The organism is Streptomyces sp. NPDC103540, assembly GCF_055584445.1.
Genome location: NZ_JBVJMA010000001.1, coordinates 569,863 through 595,004 on the forward strand (window position 1 = coordinate 569,863; position 25,142 = coordinate 595,004).

Here is a 25,142-nt window from a genome sequence, read left to right on the forward strand (position 1 = left end):
GCTAACCCGCCACTATCACCGGACATTTGACCGAATCGACGTACCCTTCCGGCCTCCCGTTCAGCTCATGATGAAAAGACTCGTATGTCCAGGGAGGCGTAGTGATCGAACCTGGCAACAGCACCACGAGCACCAGCGACACCGGCCGCACGGGCCACCTGAACCACGGCCTGCGCACCGCCGCCGGCGTCACCACACCCCTCACCGTCGGGGTGGAGGAGGAGTTCCTCCTCGTCGACGTCGACACCCTGCGGGTGGTCCCCGCCGCGCCCCGCGTCCTCGCCACCGCCGCCGGGCTCCCCCAACAGCTGCACGCCGAGGGCACCCGGTACCAGGTGGAGATCTCGACCCCGGTCGCCGACTCCTCGGCCACCCTCCGCGAGGAGCTGGCCGCCCTGCGGCGCACCCTCGCCGCGGCGGCCCGCGAGCACGGCTGCCGCCTGCTGGCCGCGCCCTCGCCCGTCGTGGCGGTGCAGGGGCCCCTGCACCTGACCGACGACGAACCGCGCCAGCGCGAGCAGCACCGCCGCTTCGGCGCCCTGACCGACACCCTGGTCAGCTGCGGCCGACACATCCACATCGGCACCCTCGACGTGGACACGGCGGTCGCGGTCTCCAACCGGGTCAGACCATGGCTGCCCACGCTGATCGCGCTGGCCGCCAACTCCCCCTTCTGGGGCGGCCGCGACACCGGCCACGCCAGTTGGCGGGCGATGGCCTGGTCGGGCTGGCCCTCCGCGGGCCCGCCCCCGCACTTCACGTCCACGGCGCACTTCCGGCGCTCGGTGCAGACCCTGCTCGGCTCCGGGGCGGCCCTGGACACCAAGATGGTCTACTGGGACCTCCGCCCGTCCGGGAACTGGCCCACGCTCGAGATCCGGGCCCCCGACATGTCCCCGGACATCGACACGGCCGTGCTCCAGGCGGAGCTGGCCCGCGCCCTGGTCGCGACGGCCCTGCGCGAGATCGCGGAGCAGCGCCCCGATCCGCCGGTACGGGACGACGTGCTGCGCCTCGCGCGCTGGCGGGCGGCGCACGACGGTCTGGAGGGGTTCGGGCTGGACCCGTACACGGGCGCCGAACTCCCGGCGGCCGACCTCGCGGAAGCCCTCCTCGACCTGGTCGCCCCGGCCCTGGCCGCCGCGGGCGACCTCGACCACGCGGCCAAGACCCTGGGCGGGCTGCTGCGCGACGGCTCGGGCGCCGCGCGCCAACGCGCGGCCTACGCGCGCCGCGAGGACCTGACGGACGTGCTGCGCCACCTGGTGGAGGAGACGGAGAAGTCCTAGACCGCGCGGGGTCCCCCACCGGGGCGGGCCCCGACGGGACGCCGCCGGCGGGAACCCATCGCCGACAGCCGGGGGTGAGGACCGCCACACCCGGCCCCGCAAACGTCGAAGCCGCAGGTGCAATCGTTTCTGCACCTGCGGCTTGCGGTGGGGCGGGTGGGACTCGAACCCACGGCCGACGGATTATGAGTCCGCTGCTCTAACCGGCTGAGCTACCGCCCCTTTACGGCGTGGCGCGTACATGTGTGCGCGCCGTCTGCCGCAGCATAGCCGCTCATACGATCTCCTGCCTCGGTTGCCTCGTATGATCGGCCGCGCCTGTTCAGTGAGACCGCGCCGAAGGCTGCCCGGTTCCCGGATCAGGGCAAAAAGAAAGAGGACCCTCCCGGGCCCTCTCCTCTTCTGCTCCCCCGACTGGACTCGAACCAGTAACCTGCCGGTTAACAGCCGGCTGCTCTGCCAATTGAGCTACAGGGGACCGAGCTCCCCCGACTGGACTCGAACCAGTAACCTGCCGGTTAACAGCCGGCTGCTCTGCCAATTGAGCTACAGGGGAATGCTGCGGTGCATCGAACAGCCCACCTCCGGCCTTGCCGGGGGGCGAGCGCCCGTTGCGAGTCATAGATTAGCGCAAGCAGGGGGGTGCTCCGCCAATCGGTATCGACAGCCGGCCGGGCACCACACGACGAAGGGTGGCAGGCATGCGCTACAAGGTCGCTTTCGTGGTCGGACTGGCCCTCGGCTACGTGGTCGGGACCCGGGCCGGACGCGAGCGCTACGAGCAGATGAAGAAGTCCGCCCGGCAGATCGCGCAGAACCCCGCCGTGCGCAACGCGGCCGAGACCGCGGGACAGACCGGGCTCCAGTACGCGGGCAAGGCCTTCGCCGCGGTCGGCGAGAAGGTGGGCGACGCGCTGCCCGACTCCCTGTCCGCCCGGGTGCGCGGATCGCGCTCGCGGACCGCCGGCGGCGCGGCCGGCGAGGACGAGTGGGGCACGAGCAACACCTGAGAGCCACTTCCGGACGGGTCGGATCCGGCCCGGCGTGCGGCAGAATTCTCCGCATGGGGATAGTCGCCGGGCTGGACAGCTCTTCCACCTTCACTCGCATCGTGGTCTGTGACACGGACACGGGCGCCGTGCTGCGCCAGGGCTACGCGCCCCATCCGCAGCCCGCCGGTGAGGCCGTCCCCCACGAGACCGATCCGCAGGGCTGGCTGCTCTCGCTCGGCGAGGCCGCCGGCGGCGGACTGCTGGAGGGCGTCCAGGCCATCGGCGTCTCCGCCCAGCAGCAGGGGGTGCTGCCGCTCGACACGCAGGGCGCCCTGGTCCGGCCGGCCCTCGTCGGCAACGACCGGCGCGGCCAGGTCGCCGCCGCCGACCTGATCGAGGCGCTCGGCGGCCGGCAGGCCTGGGTGCAGGCCGTGGGCTCCGTACCGCACGCCGCGCAGCCGATCGCCAAGCTCGCCTGGATGGCCCGCAACGAGCCGGAGGCCGCCCGACGCGTGGCGGTCGTGCTCTCCCCGCACGACTGGCTCGTCTGGCAGCTCCTCGGCCGTCCCGCCCGCCGCACCACCGACCGGGCCGGCGCGTCCGGCACCGGGTACTGGTCGGCGGCCACCGGCTCCTACCGCCCCGACCTGGTGGAGCTCGCGCTCGGGCACCAGGCGCTGCTGCCCGAGGTGCTCGCCCCGTGCGAGGCCGCCGGGATGACCCCCGAGGGGCTGCTGATCTCCGCCGGCACCGGCGAGACCCAGGCCGCCGCGCTCGGTCTGGGCATGGGGCCGGGGGACGCGGTGGTCTCGCTGGGCGCGTCCGGGTCGGTGATGGCCGTGCACCACGAGGCGCTGTCGGAGCCGGGCGGTCTGATCACCTCCCTCGCCGACGCGGGCGGCATGCACCTGCCGGTGGTGAACACCTCCAACGCCGTACGGGCCCTGCGCGGCACCGCCGACATGCTCGGCACCGACCTGGAGGGGCTGAGCGCGCTCGCGCTGAAGTCGACGCCGGGCGCGCACGGCCTCGTCCTGCTGCCGTACCTGGAGGGCGAGCGGACCCCGAACCTGCCGCACACCGCCGGCACCCTGTCGGGGCTGCGCCGGGACTCGATGAAGCCCGAGCACCTCGCGCGGGCCGCGTTCGAGGGCATGCTGTGCGGGCTGGTGGACGCCCTCGACGTGCTGCGGCACCGGGGCGTGCCGATCCGGCGGGTGTTCCTGCTGGGCGCGGCGGCCGAGCTGCCCGCCGTACAGGTGGCGGCTCCCGGTCTGTTCGGCACGCAGATCGTGGTGCCGGCGCCGGCGGACTACGCGGCGCTGGGCGCGGCCCGGCAGGCGGCGTGGGCGCTGGGCGTGCAGCACGGCACGCTGGCCCCGCACACCCCGCCGGTGTGGCCCGCTCCGGCGGCGCAGGTGTTCGAGCCGGGCGAGGACTTCCCGGCGTGGCAGGCCGTGCGGCAGCAGTACGTCACCACGCGCGAGCAGCTGCACCCGGGCGCGTTCGCGGGCGCGTTCTCGCCGACGTACTGAGCCGACGTACCGAGCCGTCGGCGGGGCGTCGGCCCGTCGTCGGCGGGAGCACCGGAGCCGGTAGGGCCCCTGGGACCAAGGTCTCGGGGGCCCTCCTCCTTTTGACCGGCCTTTGCGAAAACCGGTGGGGTCGGACCCCGCGGTTGGCCGAAGATGGACCGAACCCCCTCGAATCATGCCGACCGGAGCCTGCGCGTGCTCATACGACTTCTGCGGACCCACCTCGGTCCGTACCGCAAACCCATCGCTCTGCTGGTGCTGCTGCAACTGCTGCAGACCAGTGCGAGCCTCTACCTGCCGACCCTGAACGCGGACATCATCGACACCGGCGTCGTCAACGGCGACACCGGCTACATCCTGCGCTTCGGCGCCCTGATGCTGGGCGTCTCGCTCCTCCAGCTCGTGTGCAACACCGGGGCCGTGTACTACGGCGCCCGTACCGCCGCCGCCCTCGGCCGGGACGTGCGCGCCTCGGTCTTCGACCGGGTGCAGAGCTTCTCCGCGCGGGAGCTGGGCCAGTTCGGCGCCCCCTCGCTGATCACCCGTACGACGAACGACGTCCAGCAGGTCCAGATGCTGGTGCTGATGACCTTCACCATGATGGTCTCGGCGCCGATCATGTGCGTCGGCGGCATCGCGATGGCTCTGTCGCTCGACGTGAGCCTGTCGAGCGTGCTGCTGGCCGTGGTGCCCGTGCTGGGCATCGCCGTCGGCGCGATCGTGTACCGGACCCGGCCGCTGTTCCGGCAGATGCAGGAGCGGCTCGACGTCGTGAACCGGGTGCTGCGCGAGCAGATCACCGGCAACCGGGTGATCCGCGCGTTCGTCCGCGACACGTACGAGGAGGAGCGCTTCCGCACCGCCAACTCCGAGCTGACGGACGTCTCCCTGGCCTCCGGCAGGCTGCTGGCGCTGATGTTCCCGACGGTGATCGTGGTCGTGAACATCTCCAGCGTGGCCGTCATCTGGTTCGGCGCGATGCGCGTCGACAGCGGTGACATGGAGATCGGCCAGCTGACGGCCTTCCTGGCCTACCTGATGCAGATCGTGATGGCCGTGATGATGGCCACCTTCATGTTCATGATGGTGCCGCGCGCCGAGGTCTGCGCCGAGCGCATCCAGGAGGTCCTGGACACCGAGTCCAGCGTGGTTCCGCCGACCGACCCGGTCCGTGAGCTGGGCCGGCGCGGCCTGCTGGAGCTGCGCGGCGCGGACTTCCGCTACCCGGGCGCCGAGGCGCCGGTGCTGCGCGGGATCGACCTGCTGGCCCGGCCCGGCGAGACCACCGCGGTGATCGGTTCCACGGGCAGCGGAAAGTCCACGCTGCTGGGTCTGGTGCCCCGCCTGTTCGACGCGACCGACGGCGCGGTGCTGGTGGACGGGGAGGACGTGCGCCGGATCGACCCCGAGCTGTTGGCGAAGACGGTCGGTATGGTCCCGCAGAAGCCGTACCTGTTCTCCGGAACCGTCGCCTCCAATCTGCGCTACGGGCGCCCGGACGCCACGGACGAGGAGCTGTGGCAGGCCCTGGAGGTGGCGCAGGCGAAGGAGTTCGTGTCCGCGCTGGACGGCGGGCTGGAGGCGCCGATCACGCAGGGCGGTACGAACGTCTCCGGCGGCCAGCGCCAGCGGCTCGCGATCGCCCGCACGCTCGTGCAGCGGCCGGAGATCTACCTGTTCGACGACTCGTTCTCGGCCCTCGACTACGCGACGGACGCGGCGCTGCGCGCGGCGCTGGCCGAGGAGACCCGGGAGGCGACGGTGGTGATCGTGGCGCAGCGGGTGTCCACGATCCGCGACGCCGACCGGATCGTCGTGCTCGACGAGGGTCAGGTCGTGGGCGAGGGGCGCCACCACGAGCTGATGGCCGGCAATGAGACCTATCGGGAGATCGTGCTCTCCCAGCTGACGGAGGCGGAGGCCGCATGAGCGGGCCCGGAGGACGGATGATGATGGGGCCGGGTCAGCGGTCCCTGGACTTCAAGGGGTCGGGCAAGCGGCTCCTGGGTCAGCTCGCGCAGGACAAGGCGAAGCTGTGGGGCATGGTCGCGGCCGTGTTCGGCAGCGTGGCCTGTTCGGTCGTGGGCCCGAAGATCCTGGGCGAGGCCACCGACCTGGTGTTCGCGGGGATCGTCGGGCGCGAGATGCCGGCGGGGCTGACCAAGCAGCAGGCGCTGGACGGGCTGCGGGCGCGGGGCGAGGACGGCGCCGCGGACATGCTGTCGGGTACGGACTTCAGCCCGGGGCAGGGCATCGACTTCGGCGCCGTCGGTGTCGTCGCGCTGTGGGCGTTGGCGGTGTTCGTGCTGGCGGGGCTGCTGATGCTGGTGGCGACGCGGCTGTCGAACCACGTGATGAACGGCACCGTGTTCCGGATGCGCGAGGAGCTCCAGGCGAAGCTGTCGCGGCTGCCGCTGTCGTACTTCGACCAGCAGAAGCGCGGCGAGGTGCTGAGCCGGGCGACGAACGACATCGACAACATCGGGCAGACGCTCCAGCAGACGCTGGGGCAGCTGATCAACTCGCTGCTGACGATCGTCGGCGTCCTGGCGATGATGTTCTGGATCTCGCCGCTGCTGGCGCTGGTGGCGCTGGTGACCGTGCCGGTGTCGGTGGTCGTCGCGTCGAGGATCGGCAAGAAGTCGCAGCCGCACTTCGTGGCGCAGTGGAAGAGCACGGGCTCGCTGAACGCCCACATCGAGGAGATGTACTCCGGCCACACGCTGGTGAAGGTGTTCGGGCGGCAGAAGGAGTCGGCGGCGCTGTTCGCCGAGCAGAACGAGGCGCTGTACCGGTCTTCCTTCAAGGCGCAGTTGGTCAGCGGGATCATGCAGCCCGTGATGATGTTCATCTCGAACATCAACTACGTGCTGATCGCGGTGGTCGGTGGTCTGCGGGTGGCCTCGGGCACGCTGTCGATCGGTGACGTGCAGGCCTTCATCCAGTACTCGCGGCAGTTCTCGATGCCGCTGACGCAGGTGGCCTCGATGGCGAACCTGGTGCAGTCCGGTGTCGCCTCGGCGGAACGGGTCTACGAGCTGCTGGACGCGGACGAGCAGGAGCCGGACGTCGAGGTCCCGGAGCGGCCGGCCGAGCTGCGCGGGCGGGTCACCCTCGACAAGGTGGCCTTCCGCTACGAGCCCGACAAGCCGCTGATCGAGAACCTGTCGCTGGACGTGGAGCCGGGCCAGACGGTCGCGATCGTCGGCCCGACGGGCGCCGGCAAGACCACGCTGGTCAACCTGCTGATGCGGTTCTACGAGGTCACGGGCGGGGAGATAGCCCTGGACGGCGTGGACATCGCGAAGATGACCCGCGCGCAGCTGCGCGGCGGGATCGGGATGGTCCTCCAGGACACCTGGCTGTTCGGCGGGACCATCGCGGAGAACATCGCGTACGGGGCCGCGCGGGAGGTGACGCGGGCCGAGATCGAGGAGGCCGCGCGGGCGGCGCACGCGGACCGGTTCGTGCGCACCCTGCCCGACGGCTACGACACGGTGCTGGACGACGAGGGCGCCGGGGTCAGCGCGGGCGAGAAGCAGCTGATCACCATCGCGCGGGCGTTCCTGTCGGACCCGGTGATCCTCGTGCTCGACGAGGCGACCAGCTCCGTCGACACCCGCACCGAGGTGCTGATCCAGAAGGCGATGGCCCGGCTCGCGCAGGGGCGCACGTCGTTCGTGATCGCGCACCGGTTGTCGACGATCCGGGACGCCGACGTGATCCTGGTGATGGAGAGCGGATCGATCGTGGAGCAGGGGACGCACGAGGAGCTGCTGTCCTCGGGCGGTGCCTACTCCCGGCTGTACGCGGCGCAGTTCGCGCAGGCGGTGGTCGAGGTCGACTGACCGCCCGGCTCGCGGACCGGTCGGGGATCGTCCGGTCGGCTCGCGGACCGGTCGGCTCGCGGACCGGTCGGCTCGCGGACCGGTCGGGGATCGGTCCGGGAGCGGTCGTGGACGGGTCGTGACGGTCGTGGACCGGGAGAGGGGCGTCCTTCGGGGCGCCCCTCTCCCGTGTCCCGTGCCCGTCCGGTCGCGCGGGTCAGTCGAGGTAGCCGCGCAGTTGGTCGGCGAAGGCGTGGTCGCGCAGTTTGTTGAGGGTCTTGGATTCGATCTGGCGGATCCGTTCGCGGGTGACGCCGAAGATCCGGCCGATCTCCTCCAGGGTGCGCGGGCGGCCGTCGGCGAGCCCGTAGCGGAGCTGGACGACCTTGCGTTCGCGCTCGCCGAGGGTGGAGAGCACGGCCTCCAGGTGCTCGCGGAGCAGGAAGAACGCGGCGGATTCGACGGGCGAGGCGGCGTCGCCGTCCTCGATCAGGTCTCCGAGCGCCACGTCGTCCTCCTCGCCGACCGGGGCGTGCAGGGAGACCGGTTCCTGGGCGAGGCGGAGCACCTCCAGGACGCGCTCGGGGGTCAGTTCGAGGTGGACGGCGACCTCTTCGGCCGTGGGTTCGTAACCGCGTTCCTGGAGCATGCGGCGCTGGACGCGAACGACGCGGTTGATCAGTTCGACGACGTGGACGGGCACGCGGATGGTGCGGGCCTGGTCGGCGAGGGCCCGGGACATCGCCTGCCGGATCCACCAGGTGGCGTAGGTGGAGAACTTGTAGCCGCGGGCGTAGTCGAACTTCTCGACGGCTCGGATGAGTCCGAGGTTCCCCTCCTGGACCAGGTCGAGCATGGTCAGGCCGCGGCCCACGTAGCGCTTGGCGACGGAGACGACGAGGCGCAGGTTCGACTCGATGAGCCGGCGCTTGGCCATCCGACCCAGGACGACGAGCCGGTCGAGGTCGAGGGCGAGCCGGGAGTCCAGGTCGGGGGTGTTGCCGAGCTTCTCCTCGGCGAAGAGTCCCGCCTCCACGCGGCGCGCGAGGTCCACCTCCTCGGCGGCGGTGAGCAACGGGATCCTGCCTATCTCGCGCAGGTACTGGCGGAAGAGGTCGGCGGAGGGGCCCGATCCGCCGGTGTCGTCCCGGGTGCGGGAGCGGGGTCCGGGTCGCTCGGGCTCGATCAGTTCGAGGACCTCGGGTTCGTCCGGCTCGGTCTCGTCCGGTGCCGTCTCGTCCCGGACCGTCTCGTCGGGGACCGCCTCGTCCCGCACCGTCTCGTCCACCGTCTCGTCCACCGGTTCGTCCCTCGCCTCGGACTCGGGGACGCCGACCGCGGCGGGCGCGTCGGCGGCGGGGCGGCTCACGTTCACGGTCAGGGTCTGGGTCTGCACGAGGGCGACCTCCAGGGCTCCGAGGACGGGGGCACCGCACCTCAGTGTGGGGTAAGACACATCGCCGCCACGAGGGGTGTGCGAACACTTTCTGAGTCCGGTGCGTGACCGGATGGTTACCCCCCGGCGGCAACCCCGATGCGGATCGGACGCATGTCCGAGATGATCGACATCATGTCTTCGCACGGAACCTACGAAACGCACGTGACGGTCCGCTGCCCGGACGCGCGGGAGTTGGCCCGGCTCGAATCCTGGGCCGACGCGCGGGAGTTGAGGGTCACCCACCCCCGGCAGAACCGCGGTCGTCCCTCCTGCCAACCGATGCTGACGCTGCCCGACCGCACGGGGCACGAGCGGCTGGTGCCCCAGTTACGGGCGGCCGGCTTCCACCCGATCAGGGTCAAGATCGAGACGGTGCCCTGGACCACGGACCTGCCCGGCCCGGGCGGCGGGTACTACGAGCACCACCTGAGACTGCTGCTGCCGGACGCGTACGACCACGGGGCGCTGGAGGCGCTGGTGGTCCCGCACGGGGCGCACCTGTCCGCGAACTCCCGGCGGGCCCCGTCCGGGACGCCGGACGGCCAGGAACGGTTCGTCACCCAGCGCTGCCGGGGCTCCGCCTCGCGGGCGACGGCCGCCTGCGACACCCTCATCGCGGAGTTGGTGGAGGCGGGGTACGAGATCGGCTCGGAGGAGAGGGAGTTCGTGCTCTACGACAGCGACCTGTCGGTGGAGGAGCTGTGGACCGGGGGGCGGAACGGCGGGCGGGACGACGGACGGGCCCCGACCGTCTGAGCCCGACGACCGACGGGCCCGACGACCGACAGGCCCGACGACCGACAGGCCCGACGACCGACAGGCCCGACGACCGACGGGCCCGACGACCGCGCGCGGGGCGGGGCCCTCGTCCTCAGGCGGGCTCGACCCGGACCGCGCACACCTTGAACTCCGGCATCCGGGACACCGGGTCCAGGGCGTCGTTGGTGAGGCTGTTGGCGCGCCCCTCCCCCGGCCAGTGGAAGGGCATGAAGACCGTGTCGGCGCGGATCGCGTCGGTGATCCGGGCCGGCGCCACCGCGCGCCCCCGGCGGGAGGTGACGGCGAGCGGAGCTCCGTCGTCGACCCCGAGGCGGGCCGCGAGCCGGGGGTGCAGCTCCACGAACGGTCCCGGGGCCGCGGCGTTGAGCTCGTCCACCCGCCGGGTCTGCGCACCGGACTGGTACTGGGCGACGACCCGGCCGGTGGTGAGCAGCAGCGGGTAGTCGGCGTCGGGGGTCTCGGCGGCGTCGCGGTGCGAGACGGGTACGAACCGGGCCCGGCCGTCGTCGGTGGCGAAGCGGTCCAGGAAGAGGCGGGGCGTGCCCTCGGAGCCGGTCGGGCAGGGCCAGAAGACACCCTGTTCGGCCTCCACGCGGGCGTAGGAGATGCCGGAGTAGTCGGCCGGTCCGCCCGCGGAGGCGCGGCGCAGTTCCTCGAAGACCTCCTCGGGATCGGTGGGGAAACCCTTCTCCACGCCCAGGCGGGAGGCGAGCCCGTGCATCACGTCCAGGTCGCTCCGCACGCCGGGGGGCGGGGTCAGGGCGCGGCGGCGCAGCAGGACCCTGCCCTCCAGGTTGGTGGTGGTGCCGGTCTCCTCCGCCCACTGGGTGACGGGCAGGACCACGTCCGCGAGCGCGGCGGTCTCGGAGAGGACCACGTCGGCGACCGCGAGGAAGTCCAGGGAGCGGACGCGTTCCTCGACGTGGGCGGCGCGGGGGGCGGAGACCACCGGGTTGGAGCCCATGAGGAGCAGGGCCCGTACGTCGGTGCCCAGGGCGTCGAGGAGTTCGTAGGCGCTGCGGCCGGGTCCGGGCAGGCTGTCGGGGTCGACGCCCCAGACCCCGGCGACGTGGGCGCGGGCGGCGGGGTCGGTGAGCTTGCGGTAGCCGGGGAGTTGGTCGGCCTTCTGGCCGTGTTCGCGGCCGCCCTGGCCGTTGCCCTGGCCGGTGAGGCAGCCGTAGCCGGAGAGGGGGCGTCCGGCCCGGCCGGTGGCGAGGCACAGGTTGATCCACGCGCCGACGGTGTCGGTGCCCTTGGACTGCTGCTCGGGGCCGCGCGCGGTGAGGACCATCGCGGACTCGGGGGCGCAGAACAGTTCCACGGCGCGGCGCAGCCGGGGCACCGGGACGCCGGTCAGGCGCTCCACCAGCTCGGGCCAGTGCGCCATGGCGGCCGCGCGGGCTTCCTCCCAGCCGGTGGTGCGGGTGGCGATGAACTCCGGGTCGGTGCGGCCCTCGGCGACCACGAGGTGCAGCAGGCCGAGGGCGAGGGCCAGGTCGGTGCCGGGGCGGGGGGCCAGGTGCAGGTCGGCCTGTTCGGCGGTGCGGGTGCGCCGGGGGTCGACGACGATCAGGGTGCCGCCGTTCGCCTTGAGCTCGGTGAGGAAGCGCAGGGCGGGGGGCATCGTTTCGGCCAGGTTGGAGCCGACGAGGATCACGCAGCCGGTGCGCGGGACGTCCTCCAGGGGGAAGGGCAGGCCGCGGTCGAGGCCGAAGGCCCGTTGGTGCGCGGCGGCGGCCGAGGACATGCAGAAGCGGCCGTTGTAGTCGATCTGCGAGGTGCGCAGGGCGACCCGGGCGAACTTGCCGAGGGCGTACGCCTTCTCGTTGGTCAGTCCGCCGCCGCCGAACACGCCGACGGCGTCGGGCCCGTGGACGCGGGCGGTGCGGGCGAGGCCGGCGGCCACGGCGTCGAGGGCCTCCTCCCAGCCGACCGGTACGAGCGGCCCGCCGGCGTGGGCGCGCACGAGCGGCTCGGTCAGGCGCACGCGGGAGGAGAGCACGGCGGGCGCGGTGCGTCCCTTGCCGCACAGCGCGCCCCGGTTGACGGAGAACTCCGTCCGCTCCTCGACCGTGACACCCGTACCGTCCGGCGCGGGGCGCAGGTTCATCCCGCACTGGAGCGCGCAGTACGGGCAGTGCGTGGCGGTGACGCCGGGGGCGGGGGCGGAGTCCGGGGTGGGCATGCGACCAGCGTGCGACGCGGGTGTTACGCGGGCCGCGCCGGCGCGTTACGGCCAGGGATGCGCGACCTCAGCACGCCCACCCCCGCCCGGTGAGGCCCCACCCCGCGCCGGCCCGCCCGTCGGCCCGCCCGTCGGGCGGGGCACCCCCGCCGAGCGGCCGCGTCCGGCCGTCCGCCGGGGGTGGCGCCGGCCCCGGTCGGGGGGCGCGGCGCCCGCTGCCCGGGGCCCGGCGGCGCGGGCGGGCAGCACGGCCTGGCGGCGCGGGCGGGCAGCACGGCCTGGCGGCGCGGCCCGGCGGCGCGGGCGCGTGGCACGGCCCGGCGGCACGGCCCGGTGGCGCCGCCGGGTCACTGCCCCGTGAGGTGCCGTACCGTCAGGCCCGCCGTCCAGCCGCCGTCCACGGCGAGCTCGGCGCCCGTCACGTACCCGGCGGCGTCGGAGAGCAGGAAGGCGACGGCGGCGGCTATCTCCTCGGGCACCGCGACGCGACCCAGCGGGGCGCCGGGGTAGTTGCCCTCGCCGGTCCGGATCCCGACCGGGGCGGTCATCGGGGTCAGCGTCATCCCGGGGTGGACCGAGTTGACCCGGATGCCCGCCTCGGCGAGCTCGACCGCCCCGATCTTCGACAGCCCTCGCACCCCCCACTTGGAGGCGCCGTACCCGGCGGTGAGGGCGAGCCCGGTGAGACCGGCGGCGGAGGAGATGTTGACGATCGAGCCGCCGCCGTTCGCCCGCAACAGCGGGATCGCGGTCTTGATCCCGATGAAGACGCCCACCAGGTTGATCTCGACGACCCGGCGGAAGTGCTCGACGCTCTCGTCCTCCAGCAGCCGACCGGTGGCGATGCCCGCGTTGTTCACGAGGCCGTCGATCCGCCCGAACTCCGCCACGGCGCGGGCGAGGGCGGCGTCCCAGTCGGCCTCGCTCGTCACGTCGTGCCGCAGGAAGCGGGCCGCTTCCCCGAGTTCGGCGGCCGTCTTCTCGCCCTCCGCCTCCAGCACGTCGGTGATCAGCACCCGGCCGCCCCCGTCGACGACGGCCCGTGCGGCCGCCGCGCCCAGCCCGCGGGCCCCTCCGGTGACGACGACGACCTTGCCGCTCAGATCCACCACAGCCACGGTTCCACACCCCTGACGCAGACACTTCGACATATGACTAATCGGCATATGCCGATCGTCGCGCGTCAGTGTGCCAGAGCCGCCAGCACCCGCGACACCCCTTCCTCCTTCGGTCCCAGGAACCGGGGGCTCGGCTCGAAGGTCGCGTCCAACGCCGCCTTGCCCGCCGCGAAGACCTCGCGGACGCCGCCGTAGTACCAGGTCGCGTCGTGCACGTCGGCGACACCGACCCCGAACGACTCCACGCCCGCCGCCTGGCACAGCGCGACGGCCCGGCGTATGTGGAAGCCCTGGCTGATCAGGATCGCCCGGTCCACCCCGAAGATCTCCCGCGCCCGCACGCAGGAGTCCCAGGTGTCGAAGCCCGCGTGGTCACTGACGATCCGCTCCTGCGGCACCCCCCGCTCCCGGAGGTACGTCCGCATCGCGTCGGGCTCGTCGTACTCGACGCGACTGTTGTCCCCGGTGACGAGGACGACCTTCACCCGGCCCGCGCGGTACAGCTCGACGGCCGCGTCCAGCCGGTCGGCCAGGTACGGGGTCGGCCGGCCGTTCCACAGCCCCGCCCCGAAAACCACCGCGACCTCCGCCGCCGGCGCGTCGGCGGTCGTGCGCAGCCGGTCCGCCGCCACCGCGTGCGTCCAGGCCGAGGGCAGCAGGGCCAGCACGCACCCCGCCATCACCAGCCGCACCGCCCGCCGGCGGGCCCGCACGCTCCGCGGCAGCCGGGGTCGCCACCACGCGCCGCCCCGCTTCCCCTCCGACTCCCCCATGACCCGTCCCCCCTCGCTCCCCGCCACGCACACCGCGCGTCACCCGCACGCCCGACACCTCGACATCACACGCGCCCTTCGCACGGATTGACGAACCGGCCCCGACCCGCAGTTCCCCGCCCCCGGCCTTTCACCCGTACGAACGACCGAGTGAGCAGGAGGAAAAGACCCGTCACCCCACCGCAACGCCCCCGCAACCTGGCCCCCTCAGGATCGATCCATGACGGAGCCGGTGCACCCTCCCGAAGCCCCTTCCCCCGCCTTCCCCGCCCTCCCCTTCGGCAGCGCGGCCGAGCTGCTGACCCGGATAACCGACCAGCTCGGCACCCAGCTCAGCGGCCTGCGCCCGCCACGCGCCCGGCACCACGGAGCCCACCCATGCAGCCCACCCTCGTCGCCGTGGCACACGGCAGCCGCGACCCGCGCGCCCTCCCCGCCGTGCTCGCCCTCCTCGAACGCGTCCGCGAGCTGCGCCCGCGCCTCGACGTCCGCCTCGGACACGTCGAGCTGAACGCGCCCCTGCTCGCCGAGACCCTGGACGGTCTGTCCGCGGAGGCGGACGCCCGCACCGACCACCGCCCGGACCGCGCCCCCGACGCGGTGCTCGTCCCCCTCCTCCTCGGGCGCGGCACCCACGTCAAGCGGGACCTCCCCGCCGGCGCCGCCCGGGCAGCCCGCCTGCGCACCCGGGTCGCGGCCCCCCTCGGCCCCCACCCGCTGCTCGTCGAGGCCCTCTTCGAGCGCCTCCTGGAAGCCGGTTGGACCCCGGGCACCGCGGTCGTCCTGGCCGCCGCCGGATCCCGCGACCCCGACTCCGCGGCCGACACCCGGCAGGCCGCCGCCCTGCTGTCCGAACGCCTCGGCGGGGTCGCGGTGATCCCCGGCTACGCCTCCGCGGCGACGCCCGGCGTACCGGAGGCGGTGCGCGCGCTGCGCGCCGCCGGCCACCACCGGGTCGCGGTGGCCTCGTACTTCACGGCGCCCGGCCGGTTCGCCACCGCCTGCGCCGCCGCCTCACCGGGGCCCGCCTCCGCCCCGCTCGGCGCCCACCCGGCCCTGGCCCGCCTCGTCCTGCGCCGCTACGACGAGGCCCTGGCCCGGCTCCGGCACCCGCGCGAGGCGGCCGTCGCCGCCCTCGCGTAGCCGACCGGACAACTCCCGGTCGCCCTGAATGTCGGCGGCTGCGGTTACCGTCGGAGCATGGAAGGCACCCCGCACGCTCCCGCCTACGACTCCTACGATCCGGCCGCCACCGAGCGGTTCGCCGCCGAGCCCGACAAACGGCCCGGCCGCACCGCCTTCCAACGGGACCGCGCCCGCGTGCTGCACTCCGCCGCGCTGCGCCGCCTCGCCGGGAAGACCCAGGTCGTCACCCCGGGCACCCGCTCCTACGACTGGGACGCGAGCCCCCGCACCCGACTGACGCACTCCCTGGAGTGCGCCCAGGTCGGACGGGAGCTCGGCGCGGCCCTCGGCTGCGATCCCGACCTGGTCGAGGCGGCCTGCCTCTCCCACGACATGGGCCACCCGCCCTTCGGGCACAACGGCGAGGAGGCGCTCAACGAGTTCGCCGCCGACTGCGGCGGCTTCGAGGGCAACGCCCAGTCGCTGCGCCTGCTGACCCGGCTGGAGCCCAAGCGGTTCGTCCCGGACCCGGCGACCGGCTCCCTGGTCAGCGTCGGCCTCAACCTCACCCGCGCCAGTCTGGACGCCGCCACCAAGTACCCGTGGGCGCGCGGCGGACACCCCACCGACCCCGGCTCGGTGAAGTTCGGCGCCTACGAGGACGACCTGCCCGTCTTCGAGTGGCTGCGGCGGGGGGCGCCCGCCGACCGCAAGTGCTTCGAGGCCCAGGTCATGGACTGGTCGGACGACGTGGCGTACTCCGTGCACGACTTCGAGGACGGCCTGCACGCCGGGCACATCGACCCCAACCTGCTGTTCGCCGAGCCGGAGCTCAGCGCCATCTGGCAGGTCGCCATCGGCCGCTACGTACCCGCCGACACCGACCCCGAGGAGCTGCGCGAGGCGCTCGACCGGCTGATGGAGGAGGAGTGGTGGCCGCACGGCTACGACGGCTCCGCCGTGGCCCAGGCCCGCCTGAAGGACGCCACCAGCCAGCTGATCGGCCGGTTCTGCCTGGCGGCGGAGAGCGCCACCCGCGAGGCGTTCGGTTTTGGCCCCCTCACCCGGTACACCGCCGAGCTCGTGGTCCCGCGCGCGGCCCGCAACGAGTGCGCCGTCCTGAAGGCCGTCGCCGACCTGTACGTCATGCAGCGCGACGAGCAGGAGCGGTTGCGCGCCGACCAGCGCGTGGTCCTGGCCGAATTGGCCGAGGCGCTCAGCGCCCGCGCGCCCGAGGGGCTGGACCCGCAGTTCCGGGCGATCTTCGACGCCGCGCCGGACGACAGGGCCGCGAAACGCGCGGTCATCGACCAGATCGCCTCCCTCACCGACGCCTCCGCCCGCTCCCTGCACGCCCGCCTCACCCGACGCCCGCGACGCGCCGAAGGGTGAGCCGATCGGGCCACTCCCCCTTCACGCGGCAGGCTGGGTGCGGGACGCTCGCATGTGGTCGCATGTGGCGGAGAGGTTATGAGGAGGCATCAGGTGGTCGACGCACACCAGACGTTCATCATCGTCGGCGCGGGGCTGGCCGGGGCGAAGGCAGCCGAAACCCTGAGGTCCGAGGGGTTCACCGGCCGGGTCATCCTGATCGGCGACGAGCGCGACCATCCGTACGAGCGCCCGCCGCTGTCCAAGGGCTACCTGGTGGGCAAGGAGGACCGGGACAGCGTCTTCGTCCACAAGCCGTCCTGGTACGCGAGCGCCGACGTCGAACTGCACCTCGGGCAGCCGGCCGTCCACCTGGACCGTGACGCCAAGACGGTCCGGCTGGGCGACGGCACCCTGCTGCACTACGACAAGCTGCTGCTGGCCACCGGCGCCGAGCCGCGCCGGCTGGACATCCCCGGCACGGGTCTGGCCGGGGTCCACCACCTGCGCCGGCTCGCCCACGCCGAGCTGCTGCGCAAGGCCCTGACCTCGCTGGGCCGCGACAACGGCCACCTGCTGATCGCGGGGGCCGGCTGGATCGGCCTGGAGGTCGCCGCCGCAGCCCGCGGCTACGGCGCGGAGGTCACCGTCGTCGAGCCGGAGGCCGGGCCGCTGCACACGGTGCTCGGCCCGGAGATCGGCCGGCTCTTCACCGACCTGCACACCGAGCACGGGGTGCGCTTCCACTTCGGCGCCCGGCTGACGGAGATCGTCGGGCAGGACGGCATGGTGCTGGCGGCCCGGACGGACGACGGGGAGGAGCACCCGGCGCACGCGGTGCTCGCCGCGATCGGGGCGGCCCCGCGCACCGCCCTCGCCGAGACCTCCGGGCTGGCCCTGGTCGACCGGGAGCACGGCGGCGGCATCGCGGTGGACGCCTCGCTGCGCACCTCCGACCCGGACGTGTTCGCCGTCGGGGACGTGGCGGCGGCCCACCACCCGACCCTCGGGACCCGGCTGCGGGTCGAACACTGGGCCAACGCCCTGAACGGCGGACCGGCCGCCGCGCGGGCCATGCTGGGGCGGGAGGTCTCGTACGACCGGGTGCCGTATTTCTTCTCCGACCAGTACGACGTGGGCCTGGAGTACTCCGGGCACGCCCCGGCGGGCGGCTACGACCAGGTGCTGATCCGCGGTGACGTGGCCAAGCGCGAGTTCATCGCCTTCTGGCTGTCGGACGGCCGGGTCCTGGCGGGAATGAACGTGAACGTGTGGGACGTCACCGAGCAGATCCAGGCCCTGATCAGGTCGAAGACCCCGGTGGACCGGGAAAAGCTGGCGGATCCCTCCGTTCCGCTTTCGGCGTTGGTGCCGGCCGAGGGGGCCTGACGGGTTTGTCGGCGCCCGGCCGTAGAATTCACGCGTGGCAGGACGGATCAACGACGACGACGTGAAGGCGGTACGGGACGCGGTCCCGATCGACGCCGTGGTCTCGGAGTACCTCCAGCTGCGCAACGCCGGCGGCGGAAACCTCAAGGGCCTGTGCCCCTTCCACGACGAGAAGTCCCCGTCCTTCCAGGTCAGCCCCAGCAAGGGCTTCTACCACTGCTTCGGCTGCCAGGCGGGCGGGGACACCCTCGACTTCATCATGAAGATCGACCACCTCTCCTTCTCGGAGGCGGTCGAGCGCCTGGCCGGTCAGGCCGGCATCACCCTGCGGTACGAGGAGGGCGGTTACACCGCCGGCACCAGCGGCCGCGGCGAGCGGATCCGCCTGGTCGAGGCCCACAAGGCCGCCGCCCTCTTCTACGCCGACCAGCTCGGCGGCGCCGAGGCCGAGATCGCCCGCCGCTTCCTGGCCGAACGCGGCTTCGACCAGGCCGCGGCCACCCACTTCGGGGTCGGCTACAGCCCGGCCGGCTGGGACCACCTCACCCGGTTCCTGCGCGGCAAGGGCTTCTCCGACAAGGAGCTGATCCTCTCCGGCCTGGCCCAGGACAGCCGCAGCGGCAAGCCCATCGACCGCTTCCGCGGGCGGCTCATGTGGCCGATCCGGGACATCAGCGGCGAGGTCGTCGGCTTCGGCGCGCGCAAACTGCGCGACGACGACAACGGCCCGAAGTACCTGAACACGCCCGAGACGGCGATCTACAAGAAGTCCCAGGTCCTGTACGGCATCGACCTGGCGAAGAAGGAGATCGCGAAGACCTCCCGCGCCGTGGTCGTCGAGGGCTACACCGACGTCATGGCCTGTCACCTGGCCGGCGTCACCACCGCCATCGCCACCTGTGGCACCGCCTTCGGCGGCGACCACATCAAGATCCTCCGCCGGCTGCTGATGGACAACGCGACCGCCGAGGTGATCTTCACCTTCGACGGTGACGCCGCCGGACAGAAGGCCGCGCTGCGGGCGTTCGAGGACGACCAGAAGTTCGCGGCGGAGACCTCCATCGCGATCACCCCCGGCGGCATGGACCCGTGCGACCTGCGCCTGGCGCAGGGGGACGCGGCCGTGTCCGGCCTGGTGGAGTCGCGCACCCCGCTGTTCGAGTTCGCGCTGCGGCACATCGTGGCCCGGCACAACCTGGAGAACCCGGCCGGCCGCGCGGCCGCGCTGGATGAGGCGGCGCCGGTCGTCGCGAACATCAAGAACATCGCCATCCAGCACGAGTCGGCCGTCCAGCTCGCGGGGATGCTCGGCATCCGCGACGAACAGTTCGTCGTCAAGCGCGTCGCGCAGCTGGCCCGCTGGGCCCGCGAGCGGGGCCGGCAGCCCGAGCAGCAGGGCCGGGGGGCCTCCCGCACCAGCGAGGCGGCCGCCGCCCCGCAGGCCGCGCCCGCCGGAGGCCCCGCGCTGAACCTGCGCAGCCCCGCCCACCGCACCGAGCGCGAACTGCTCAAGCTGGCGCTCCAGCGACCGGCCCTGGTCTCCCCCGCCTTCGACGCGTACGGGATCGACGAGTTCACCGCCCCGCCCTACGCGGCGGTCCGCCAGGCCATCCAGGACGCGGGCGGCGCGGCCCAGGACACCGACGACTACCTGGTCCGCGTCCGCGAGGCCGCCCCGAACGACACCGTCCGCGCCCTGGTCACGGAGCTGGCGGTGGAGGCCATCCACGCCAAGACGGTGGACGAGGTGTACGCGGGGGTCCAGCTCGTCCAGGTCCGCCTGCGCGCCGTCGACCGCCGCGTCCACGAGATCCAGGGCACCATGTCCCGCCTCGGCCCCCAGGCCCCGCCCGAGCAGCACGCGGCGGTCCAGGAGGAGCTGTGGGTCCTCCAGCAGTACGGCCGCCGGCTGCGCAACCGCGGCGCCGAAGGGCTCTAGGGTCTGTCGTCACACTCCCGTCTGCCCTCCGGGCGACGGCAGGAGTGTGACGACAGACCCTAGGACCCGGCCTTCGGGCCCGGCCGGTGGCGCCAGTCGCCGCCCGGGATCTCGGTGCCCGTGCGGGCGAGGCGGTGGGCCACGGGGGCGGCCGCCACGTAGACCCAGGCCCGCACCCGACTGCCGTCGGGGCGGACGGCCTCGCGCGCGACCCGGTCGTAGACGTTGTCCGACCGTGCCGGGCCCGCGTACTCCTCCAGCAGGTCGAGGGCGACCAGCAGGTCCGCGTAGGCGCCCGGAGCGGCCGTGATCAGCTCCCCGGCTATCGCGGAGCCGGGCCGCTCGACGGCGTACGGGTAACCGGGGCCCTCGTAGAGCACCGCGTCCGGCAGCAGCGCGGGTTCCTCGACTGCCGTACGGCCCCGCAGGAACAGGTCGTGGTTGACCTCGCCGGGCCGCAGGGTGCCGTAGACGAAGAACGGCAACACCTCGAACGCGCCGGATCCTGGCCGATCGGCCGATGTCACGGGGCCCTCCCTCGACGAAGACTGGACAGTCGCAGCTCGGGCCGCGCGGCCCGTCCTGCCTGCGCACCACCACGGTACGCACCGCCGTCTCCGACCCCACGGTTGCCCGCCCCATGACGCGTCCGCCCCGCTTCCCGACCGCCGCAGCGCCGCTCTGCGCCATCGCCCTGGCCATCGGCGCCGGTGTCGCCGGCTGCGCCTCACCCGGGGGGCTCGCCGTCGGCGAACCCGCCCCACCGGTGTCCGCGCAGCCGCGACCCGAGGCCCTGTGGCCCGCCTGGGCCCAGGAGTCCCCCCACGCGCCCGGCGCCGAGACCGCGACCCGGCAACCACCCCCGACGGCCCTGAAGGACGCCCCCCGCGTGGGGCCCGGGGGCCTCGCGGCGGTGGACCCGCTGGCGGTCGTCCGAGCGGACCGGCGGATGCGGCCCTTCCTCGGCAAGGGCACCATCGACGCGCCGGGCCGGGTCGGCGTACGCCCGGCGGTCCTCCTCGACCTGACCGGCGACGGACACGAGGAGCTGGTCGTCGCCGCCGACACCGAGACCGGCCGGACGGCCCTGAGCGTGTACCGGGCCGACGGCGAGCGCGTGGTGCCGATCCTGTTCACCCTCGGCCGCCGGATGGCCGCCGACTCCATCGGCCGGGACCTGCTGGTGCGCACCGCCGCCGACGACGGCTCCGAGCAGGCCGTCCGCTTCCACTGGGACGGGCGACGGATGACGGTCGTCAGCGACGAACGGCGCTGGAACAAGGACCTGTCCCCCGCCCCGGGCGCGAGTTCGGGCGCGCGGGCGGGTGCGGCCTCGGAGAGCGAACGGTGAGACTGCCCCCGGCGCTCCGGCGCCGCCCGTTCCGGGGCTTCGGCCTGCGCGGGAAGATCGCCGTACTGCTGGCCGTCGGCTGCTCGTTGGTCGCGGTCACCATCGGCGTGCTGATCCACGAGGCCCGGGTGGGCCAGGTCGCGGACGCGGCCCGCAAGGGCGCGATCGAACAACTGGTGCGCGTACGGCAGGTCTACGAGCTGACCGGCCGACTCGACCCCGACAAGGTCGGGGAGGCCGACGCCCGCATCGACTGCCCCGGCACGCCCGAGCCCCTGCGCGAGGCGGCCCTGGCGGGTCGTCGCACCACGTACCTGGACCTGGAGGGGCCGCACCCGACGGTGTGGGCGGCGCGGCCGGTGGGCGGCGAACACGTGCTGTCGGTGCGGCAGTCGCTGGCCGCCGAGCAGGCCGAACTGGCGGAACTGGACGGCCGGCTCGTGGTGTTCGGGACCGGGGTGGTGGCCCTGGCGGCGGTCGGCGGGGCGTTGATGGCCGGCCGGCTGAGCAAGGACCTGCGGACGGCCGCCGAGACGGCCCGGCGGATCAGCGCGGGCGACCTGGACGCGCGGATCGGGCCCTCCGGGGTGCCGGGCACCCGCGACGAGGTGGCGGCGCTGTCCTCGGCGGTCGACACGATGGCGGCCAGTCTCCAGGGGCGGTTGGAGGCCGAGCAACGGTTCACGGCGGACGTGGCGCACGAGTTGCGGACCCCGCTGACGGGGCTGCACACGGCGGCGGAACTGCTGCCGGCGGGGCGGCCGACCGAGCTGGTCCGGGACCGGGTGGCCGCGCTGCGGACGCTGACGGAGGACCTGTTGGAGGTCGCCCGGCTCGACGCGAACCGGGAGGAGGCCCGGCTGGAGGCGCACCGGCTGGGGTCGCTGGTGCGGTCGGTGGTGCGGCGTTCGGGGGTGGTGGCGGAGGTGTCCGGCGGGGACGGGGCGTGGGTGCGTACGGATGTCCGGCGGCTGGAGCGGATCCTGACGAACCTGCTGGTCAACGCGCGGCGCCATGGCGGCGGCCGGGTGTCGGTGGAGGTCGGGGGAGCCTCGGTGACGGTACGGGACCACGGCCCGGGTTTCCCGGAGAGCCTGCTGCGCGACGGGCCCCGGCGGTTCGTGACGGGTGCGGCGGAGCGGGGCCAGGGCACGGGGCTGGGGCTGACCATCGCCTTCGGCCAGGCCCAGGTGATCGGCGCCGAGGTACGGCTGTCGAACGCGCCGGCGGAGTCGGCCCCGGCCCCGGGTGCGACCCCGTGGCCGCCCCCGGGCGGGGCGGATCCGGGCACCGCCGGGGCGGGTGCGGCCGGGGCCGGCGCGGGCCGGGCGGCGTACGGCGGTGCGGTGGCGACGGTGACGCTCCCCGAGGCGACGGAACCCCCGCGCGCGATTCCGTCGCTCGGGGAGGCCTCGGCGCAGACCCCCTCGCTCGGGACGGGGCCGGCGCAGACCCCGTCGCCCGGAACGGCTTCGGCCGGGGCCCCGTCGGCGGGTGCCCCGGCGGCCGGGACGGCTTCGGCGGAGGCTTTGTCGGCCCCGGCGGCGGAGACCCCGGCGGCCCCGGTCGAGGGTCGCCCCTGCGGAACGGCTCCGGGCCCGGAGTCGGGCCCGGAGTCGGAGTCGGGCCCGGAGTCGGACGGGGCGATGTCGCCCGGAGCGCCCGCGGTCGAGCCCGCGCGGGCCGCGCGGGGCGGCGGCTTCACCCGGACGGGGTGGGTGGACACGGATGCCGAATCGGGCCTCTGACGTGCGCTGACGTCGTCCCGGCGGGTGGCTCGGGGCCCGTTCCCGCGGTCGGTCGGCATGCGGAGTCGCGGCCCGCCGGTTTACCTCGGAACACGACCCCGTGTCCCCAGGAGTTCTGATGCGCCGCAGTACCGCCCACGTGCTCACCGCCACCGCGTTGACCGTCGCCGCGTTCGCCGGCCCGGTCGCCGGAGCGGTGGCCGCCGCGGACCTCGGCATGGCCGCGGGCTTCTCCCCCGGGGACTTCGCCAAGCTGGAGGTCTGGCCGAAAAACGCCGCCGGCGGGGTCACCGTCACCGTGAGCACCACCGCCTGCGGGTCGGGCTCCCTCGCGGAGGGTGACGCCACCACGGTGGGCGGCGGCCGGTTCAAGCTGACGCCCGGCGCCCACAAGGAACAGGTGACGGGGCGGTTCCAGGTCTCGCACCACGTCCGGCCCGGCACCTACGGCATCGGCGCGACCTGCGCGAACGGCAAGTTCGCCACCGGCGACCTGGTCGTCACCGAACGCGGCCCACAGGGCCCCGTTCGCACCGGGGTGGGTGGTGGGACGACCACCACCACCGACCCCGCCATGATCGCGGCGGGGGTGGCCCTGCTGGCCACCGCCGCCGCGGGCGGTACCTGGCTCATGCGTCGCCGGGCGAGCGGCACGCCGAGCTGACGGGCGCCCACCGCGGCCCGAGCCGCGGTCCGACCGGTACCGTCCCCCGTCGCCCGCCCCGCGAGGTCCCCCCCGTTCGCGGGGCCGGGCGACGGCCACGTCCCACACGAAGTACCACGCACCGAGTCCCACGCACGCGACGACGAGGGGGCACCCATGGCAACCTCCGGCCGCGCGGGGCTGGTCGCCCTCGCCGCCTGCGTCGGCGTCTGGCTCGTCAACAGCGGCTCCGGCGAGACCGTCCGGCCCCCGCTGCCCTCGCCGGCCGAGGCGCTGAGCGGGCAGGCCTCGTACGCCGCGAGCATCGATCCGCTGCCCGGCTCGCCGCCCGTCCGGATCAGGATCCCGTCCCTGCGCGTCGACGCGCCGCTGGCCGGGCTGGGGCTGGAGCGCGACGGCAGCCTCGAAGTGCCGCCGCCCGCCCGGGCCGACCTCGCGGGCTGGTACCGCGACGGCACCACGCCGGGCGCGTCGGGCACCGCCGTGGTCGCGGGCCACGTCGACGACGCCGGCGGCCCGGCCGTGTTCTACCACCTGGGGGCGCTGCGGCGCGGGGCCTCGATCGAGGTGGCGCGCGAGGACGGGCGGACGGCCGTGTTCACCGTGCACGCGGTCGAGGTCCACGACGCGCGCGCCTTCCCGGACGAGCGGGTCTACGGGCCTTCGCCGCGCGCGGAGCTGCGGGTGATCACCTGCGGCGGCGGGTTCTCCCCGCGCACCGGCTACCGGGGCAACGTGGTGGTCTTCGCGCACCTCACGGGCACGTACTGACGAACCCGCAGCCGGCGCCCGCCACCGGCTACCCCCACTGTTCGAAGCCGAGCTTCACGACGAGGGCGCCGACCACCGTGAGCAGCACGCCCCGGACGAAGCCGCTGCCCTTCTTGAGCGCCATCCGGGCGCCGATCATGCCGCCCGCCAGGTTGAAGGCCGCCATCAGGGCGGCCAACTGCCACAGCACCATGCCCTGGTAGGCGAACATCGCGAGGGCTCCGGCGTTGGTGCACACGTTGACGATCTTGGCGGTCGCGGAGGCGGTGACGAGGTCGAGGTGGAGCAGGGCGGTGAGGGCGAGGACCAGGAAGGTACCGGTGCCGGGGCCGATGAGGCCGTCGTAGAAGCCGATGCCGAGCCCCGCGAGGGCGATGGCGAGCACGACGCGCCGTCGGGAGACGGGCGAGGTGGAGGGGGCGGTACCGAATCCGGGCTTGAAGATCACCACCGCGCCGACCACCACGAGGACGGCCATGATCAGCGGGCGCAGGGCGTCCTTGCTGATCCCGCCGGCGAGCGCGGCCCCGCCCATCGAGCCGGCGAGCGCGGCCAGGCCGATCCGGACGGCGAGCTTCACGTCCACCGGGGCCTTGCGGACGTAGGTGACGGCCGCTCCGGTGGTTCCGACGATCGCCACCGCCTTGTTGGTCCCCAGTACGGCGGCGGGATGGGCGTTCGGCAGGCCGAGCAGCAGGGCGGGCAGGAGCAGCAGGCCGCCGCCGCCCACCACCGCGTCGATCCAGCCGGCCGCCGCGGCGGCCACGCACAGGACGATGATCATGGTCGTTGATATGTCAGGCACGGGCCGACCCTATGGACAAGATCCATGCAGGACCCATCAATC

The 25,142-nt window shown here is 73.9% G+C and carries 20 protein-coding genes and 3 tRNA genes; 14 read left to right on the top strand and 9 right to left on the bottom strand.

Annotation, left to right across the window (positions count from 1 at the left end; genetic code table 11):
- Positions 1 to 101: 101 nt before the first annotated feature.
- Positions 102 to 1,289, top strand: coding sequence for a carboxylate-amine ligase (locus ACZ6ZI_RS02580; RefSeq protein WP_469514818.1), 1,188 nt, complete (start codon positions 102 to 104; stop codon positions 1,287 to 1,289).
- 148 nt (positions 1,290 to 1,437) lie between these two features.
- Here the strand turns inward: ACZ6ZI_RS02580 and ACZ6ZI_RS02585 are convergent.
- The 3 genes from ACZ6ZI_RS02585 to ACZ6ZI_RS02595 all read right to left on the bottom strand — a co-directional run bounded on the left by ACZ6ZI_RS02585 (position 1,438) and on the right by ACZ6ZI_RS02595 (position 1,845).
- Positions 1,438 to 1,511 (bottom strand) — tRNA-Ile (locus ACZ6ZI_RS02585).
- A gap of 183 nt (positions 1,512 to 1,694) precedes the next feature.
- Positions 1,695 to 1,767, bottom strand: a tRNA-Asn gene (locus ACZ6ZI_RS02590).
- A 5-nt stretch (positions 1,768 to 1,772) separates the two neighbouring features.
- Positions 1,773 to 1,845, bottom strand: a tRNA-Asn gene (locus tag ACZ6ZI_RS02595).
- 145 nt (positions 1,846 to 1,990) lie between these two features.
- Here ACZ6ZI_RS02595 and ACZ6ZI_RS02600 point away from each other — a divergent pair.
- From ACZ6ZI_RS02600 to ACZ6ZI_RS02615, 4 genes are all read left to right on the top strand, one after another.
- Positions 1,991 to 2,299: a YtxH domain-containing protein gene (locus ACZ6ZI_RS02600; RefSeq protein ID WP_469514820.1), complete on the top strand. Its 309-nt coding sequence runs from the start codon at positions 1,991 to 1,993 to the stop codon at positions 2,297 to 2,299.
- 53 nt (positions 2,300 to 2,352) lie between these two features.
- On the top strand, positions 2,353 to 3,816 hold the full coding sequence (locus ACZ6ZI_RS02605) for an FGGY family carbohydrate kinase (RefSeq protein WP_469514824.1): 1,464 nt from the start codon (positions 2,353 to 2,355) through the stop codon (positions 3,814 to 3,816).
- A gap of 195 nt (positions 3,817 to 4,011) precedes the next feature.
- Positions 4,012 to 5,745 (top strand): ABC transporter ATP-binding protein, encoded by a 1,734-nt coding sequence (locus ACZ6ZI_RS02610; RefSeq protein WP_469514827.1) that lies wholly within the window; start codon positions 4,012 to 4,014, stop codon positions 5,743 to 5,745.
- On the top strand, positions 5,742 to 7,664 hold the full coding sequence (locus ACZ6ZI_RS02615) for an ABC transporter ATP-binding protein (RefSeq protein ID WP_469514830.1): 1,923 nt from the start codon (positions 5,742 to 5,744) through the stop codon (positions 7,662 to 7,664). The genes ACZ6ZI_RS02610 and ACZ6ZI_RS02615 overlap by 4 nt, the downstream gene beginning before the upstream one ends.
- A gap of 196 nt (positions 7,665 to 7,860) precedes the next feature.
- Here the strand turns inward: ACZ6ZI_RS02615 and ACZ6ZI_RS02620 are convergent, their stop codons facing one another.
- Entirely contained in the window at positions 7,861 to 9,039 is a 1,179-nt protein-coding gene (locus ACZ6ZI_RS02620) for an RNA polymerase sigma factor (protein ID WP_469514832.1), read from the bottom strand.
- A gap of 174 nt (positions 9,040 to 9,213) precedes the next feature.
- On the opposite strand from ACZ6ZI_RS02620, the gene ACZ6ZI_RS02625 reads away from it, so the two are divergent.
- Complete coding sequence (locus ACZ6ZI_RS02625; RefSeq protein WP_469514835.1) at positions 9,214 to 9,837, top strand: hypothetical protein; 624 nt, start codon at positions 9,214 to 9,216, stop codon at positions 9,835 to 9,837.
- A gap of 115 nt (positions 9,838 to 9,952) precedes the next feature.
- Here ACZ6ZI_RS02625 and ACZ6ZI_RS02630 read toward each other — a convergent pair whose 3' ends face one another.
- The 3 genes from ACZ6ZI_RS02630 to ACZ6ZI_RS02640 all read right to left on the bottom strand — a co-directional run bounded on the left by ACZ6ZI_RS02630 (position 9,953) and on the right by ACZ6ZI_RS02640 (position 13,937).
- Complete coding sequence (locus ACZ6ZI_RS02630) at positions 9,953 to 12,046, bottom strand: molybdopterin oxidoreductase family protein (RefSeq protein WP_469514838.1); 2,094 nt, start codon at positions 12,044 to 12,046, stop codon at positions 9,953 to 9,955.
- Positions 12,047 to 12,393: 347 nt separating this feature from the next.
- Entirely contained in the window at positions 12,394 to 13,158 is a 765-nt protein-coding gene (locus tag ACZ6ZI_RS02635) for a glucose 1-dehydrogenase (RefSeq protein WP_469515811.1), read from the bottom strand.
- 71 nt (positions 13,159 to 13,229) lie between these two features.
- Positions 13,230 to 13,937 (bottom strand): SanA/YdcF family protein, encoded by a 708-nt coding sequence (locus ACZ6ZI_RS02640; protein WP_469514840.1) that lies wholly within the window; start codon positions 13,935 to 13,937, stop codon positions 13,230 to 13,232.
- A 378-nt stretch (positions 13,938 to 14,315) separates the two neighbouring features.
- Here ACZ6ZI_RS02640 and ACZ6ZI_RS02645 point away from each other — a divergent pair, with 378 nt between their 5' ends.
- The 4 genes from ACZ6ZI_RS02645 (at position 14,316) to dnaG (ending at position 19,761) form a co-directional block, all read left to right on the top strand.
- On the top strand, positions 14,316 to 15,080 hold the full coding sequence (locus ACZ6ZI_RS02645) for a sirohydrochlorin chelatase (RefSeq protein WP_469514842.1): 765 nt from the start codon (positions 14,316 to 14,318) through the stop codon (positions 15,078 to 15,080).
- Positions 15,081 to 15,137: 57 nt separating this feature from the next.
- Positions 15,138 to 16,454, top strand: coding sequence for a deoxyguanosinetriphosphate triphosphohydrolase (locus ACZ6ZI_RS02650; RefSeq protein ID WP_469514844.1), 1,317 nt, complete (start codon positions 15,138 to 15,140; stop codon positions 16,452 to 16,454).
- A 93-nt stretch (positions 16,455 to 16,547) separates the two neighbouring features.
- Positions 16,548 to 17,822: an NAD(P)/FAD-dependent oxidoreductase gene (locus ACZ6ZI_RS02655; RefSeq protein WP_469514847.1), complete on the top strand. Its 1,275-nt coding sequence runs from the start codon at positions 16,548 to 16,550 to the stop codon at positions 17,820 to 17,822.
- Positions 17,823 to 17,856: 34 nt separating this feature from the next.
- On the top strand, positions 17,857 to 19,761 hold the full coding sequence (gene dnaG, locus ACZ6ZI_RS02660; protein WP_469514850.1) for a DNA primase: 1,905 nt from the start codon (positions 17,857 to 17,859) through the stop codon (positions 19,759 to 19,761).
- A 59-nt stretch (positions 19,762 to 19,820) separates the two neighbouring features.
- Here the strand turns inward: dnaG and ACZ6ZI_RS02665 are convergent, their stop codons facing one another.
- The gene (locus ACZ6ZI_RS02665; protein ID WP_469514854.1) at positions 19,821 to 20,288 is read right to left on the bottom strand and encodes a gamma-glutamylcyclotransferase family protein; all 468 of its coding nucleotides are present in this window, start codon (positions 20,286 to 20,288) and stop codon (positions 19,821 to 19,823) included.
- Positions 20,289 to 20,401: 113 nt separating this feature from the next.
- On the opposite strand from ACZ6ZI_RS02665, the gene ACZ6ZI_RS02670 reads away from it, so the two are divergent.
- The 4 genes from ACZ6ZI_RS02670 to ACZ6ZI_RS02685 all read left to right on the top strand — a co-directional run bounded on the left by ACZ6ZI_RS02670 (position 20,402) and on the right by ACZ6ZI_RS02685 (position 24,295).
- Positions 20,402 to 21,112: a hypothetical protein gene (locus ACZ6ZI_RS02670; RefSeq protein ID WP_469514857.1), complete on the top strand. Its 711-nt coding sequence runs from the start codon at positions 20,402 to 20,404 to the stop codon at positions 21,110 to 21,112.
- Positions 21,109 to 22,860: an ATP-binding protein gene (locus ACZ6ZI_RS02675; protein WP_469514860.1), complete on the top strand. Its 1,752-nt coding sequence runs from the start codon at positions 21,109 to 21,111 to the stop codon at positions 22,858 to 22,860. Before ACZ6ZI_RS02670 ends, ACZ6ZI_RS02675 begins: the two co-directional genes overlap by 4 nt.
- Positions 22,861 to 22,978: 118 nt before the next feature.
- Positions 22,979 to 23,524, top strand: coding sequence for a hypothetical protein (locus ACZ6ZI_RS02680; protein WP_363060942.1), 546 nt, complete (start codon positions 22,979 to 22,981; stop codon positions 23,522 to 23,524).
- A gap of 156 nt (positions 23,525 to 23,680) precedes the next feature.
- Positions 23,681 to 24,295, top strand: coding sequence for a class F sortase (locus tag ACZ6ZI_RS02685; RefSeq protein ID WP_469514863.1), 615 nt, complete (start codon positions 23,681 to 23,683; stop codon positions 24,293 to 24,295).
- 28 nt (positions 24,296 to 24,323) lie between these two features.
- On the opposite strand, the gene ACZ6ZI_RS02690 is transcribed toward ACZ6ZI_RS02685, so the two are convergent.
- A complete protein-coding gene (locus ACZ6ZI_RS02690; RefSeq protein WP_469514866.1) occupies positions 24,324 to 25,100 on the bottom strand; it encodes a sulfite exporter TauE/SafE family protein in 777 nt (258 codons plus the stop codon).
- Positions 25,101 to 25,142 lie beyond the last annotated feature (42 nt).

Excerpts from the sequence above, each read along its gene's own strand:
- ACZ6ZI_RS02680 (WP_363060942.1), top strand. The coding sequence starts at position 22,979 with ATGCGCCGCAGTACCGCCCACGTGCTCACCGCCACCGCGTTGACCGTC.
- ACZ6ZI_RS02630 (WP_469514838.1), bottom strand. The coding sequence starts at position 12,046 with ATGCCCACCCCGGACTCCGCCCCCGCCCCCGGCGTCACCGCCACGCAC.
- ACZ6ZI_RS02640 (WP_469514840.1), bottom strand. The coding sequence starts at position 13,937 with ATGGGGGAGTCGGAGGGGAAGCGGGGCGGCGCGTGGTGGCGACCCCGG.
- ACZ6ZI_RS02650 (WP_469514844.1), top strand. The coding sequence starts at position 15,138 with ATGGAAGGCACCCCGCACGCTCCCGCCTACGACTCCTACGATCCGGCC.
- ACZ6ZI_RS02645 (WP_469514842.1), top strand. The coding sequence starts at position 14,316 with ATGCAGCCCACCCTCGTCGCCGTGGCACACGGCAGCCGCGACCCGCGC.
- ACZ6ZI_RS02685 (WP_469514863.1), top strand. The coding sequence starts at position 23,681 with ATGGCAACCTCCGGCCGCGCGGGGCTGGTCGCCCTCGCCGCCTGCGTC.
- ACZ6ZI_RS02615 (WP_469514830.1), top strand. The coding sequence starts at position 5,742 with ATGAGCGGGCCCGGAGGACGGATGATGATGGGGCCGGGTCAGCGGTCC.
- ACZ6ZI_RS02625 (WP_469514835.1), top strand. The coding sequence starts at position 9,214 with ATGTCTTCGCACGGAACCTACGAAACGCACGTGACGGTCCGCTGCCCG.
- ACZ6ZI_RS02605 (WP_469514824.1), top strand. The coding sequence starts at position 2,353 with ATGGGGATAGTCGCCGGGCTGGACAGCTCTTCCACCTTCACTCGCATC.
- ACZ6ZI_RS02670 (WP_469514857.1), top strand. The coding sequence starts at position 20,402 with ATGACGCGTCCGCCCCGCTTCCCGACCGCCGCAGCGCCGCTCTGCGCC.
- ACZ6ZI_RS02600 (WP_469514820.1), top strand. The coding sequence starts at position 1,991 with ATGCGCTACAAGGTCGCTTTCGTGGTCGGACTGGCCCTCGGCTACGTG.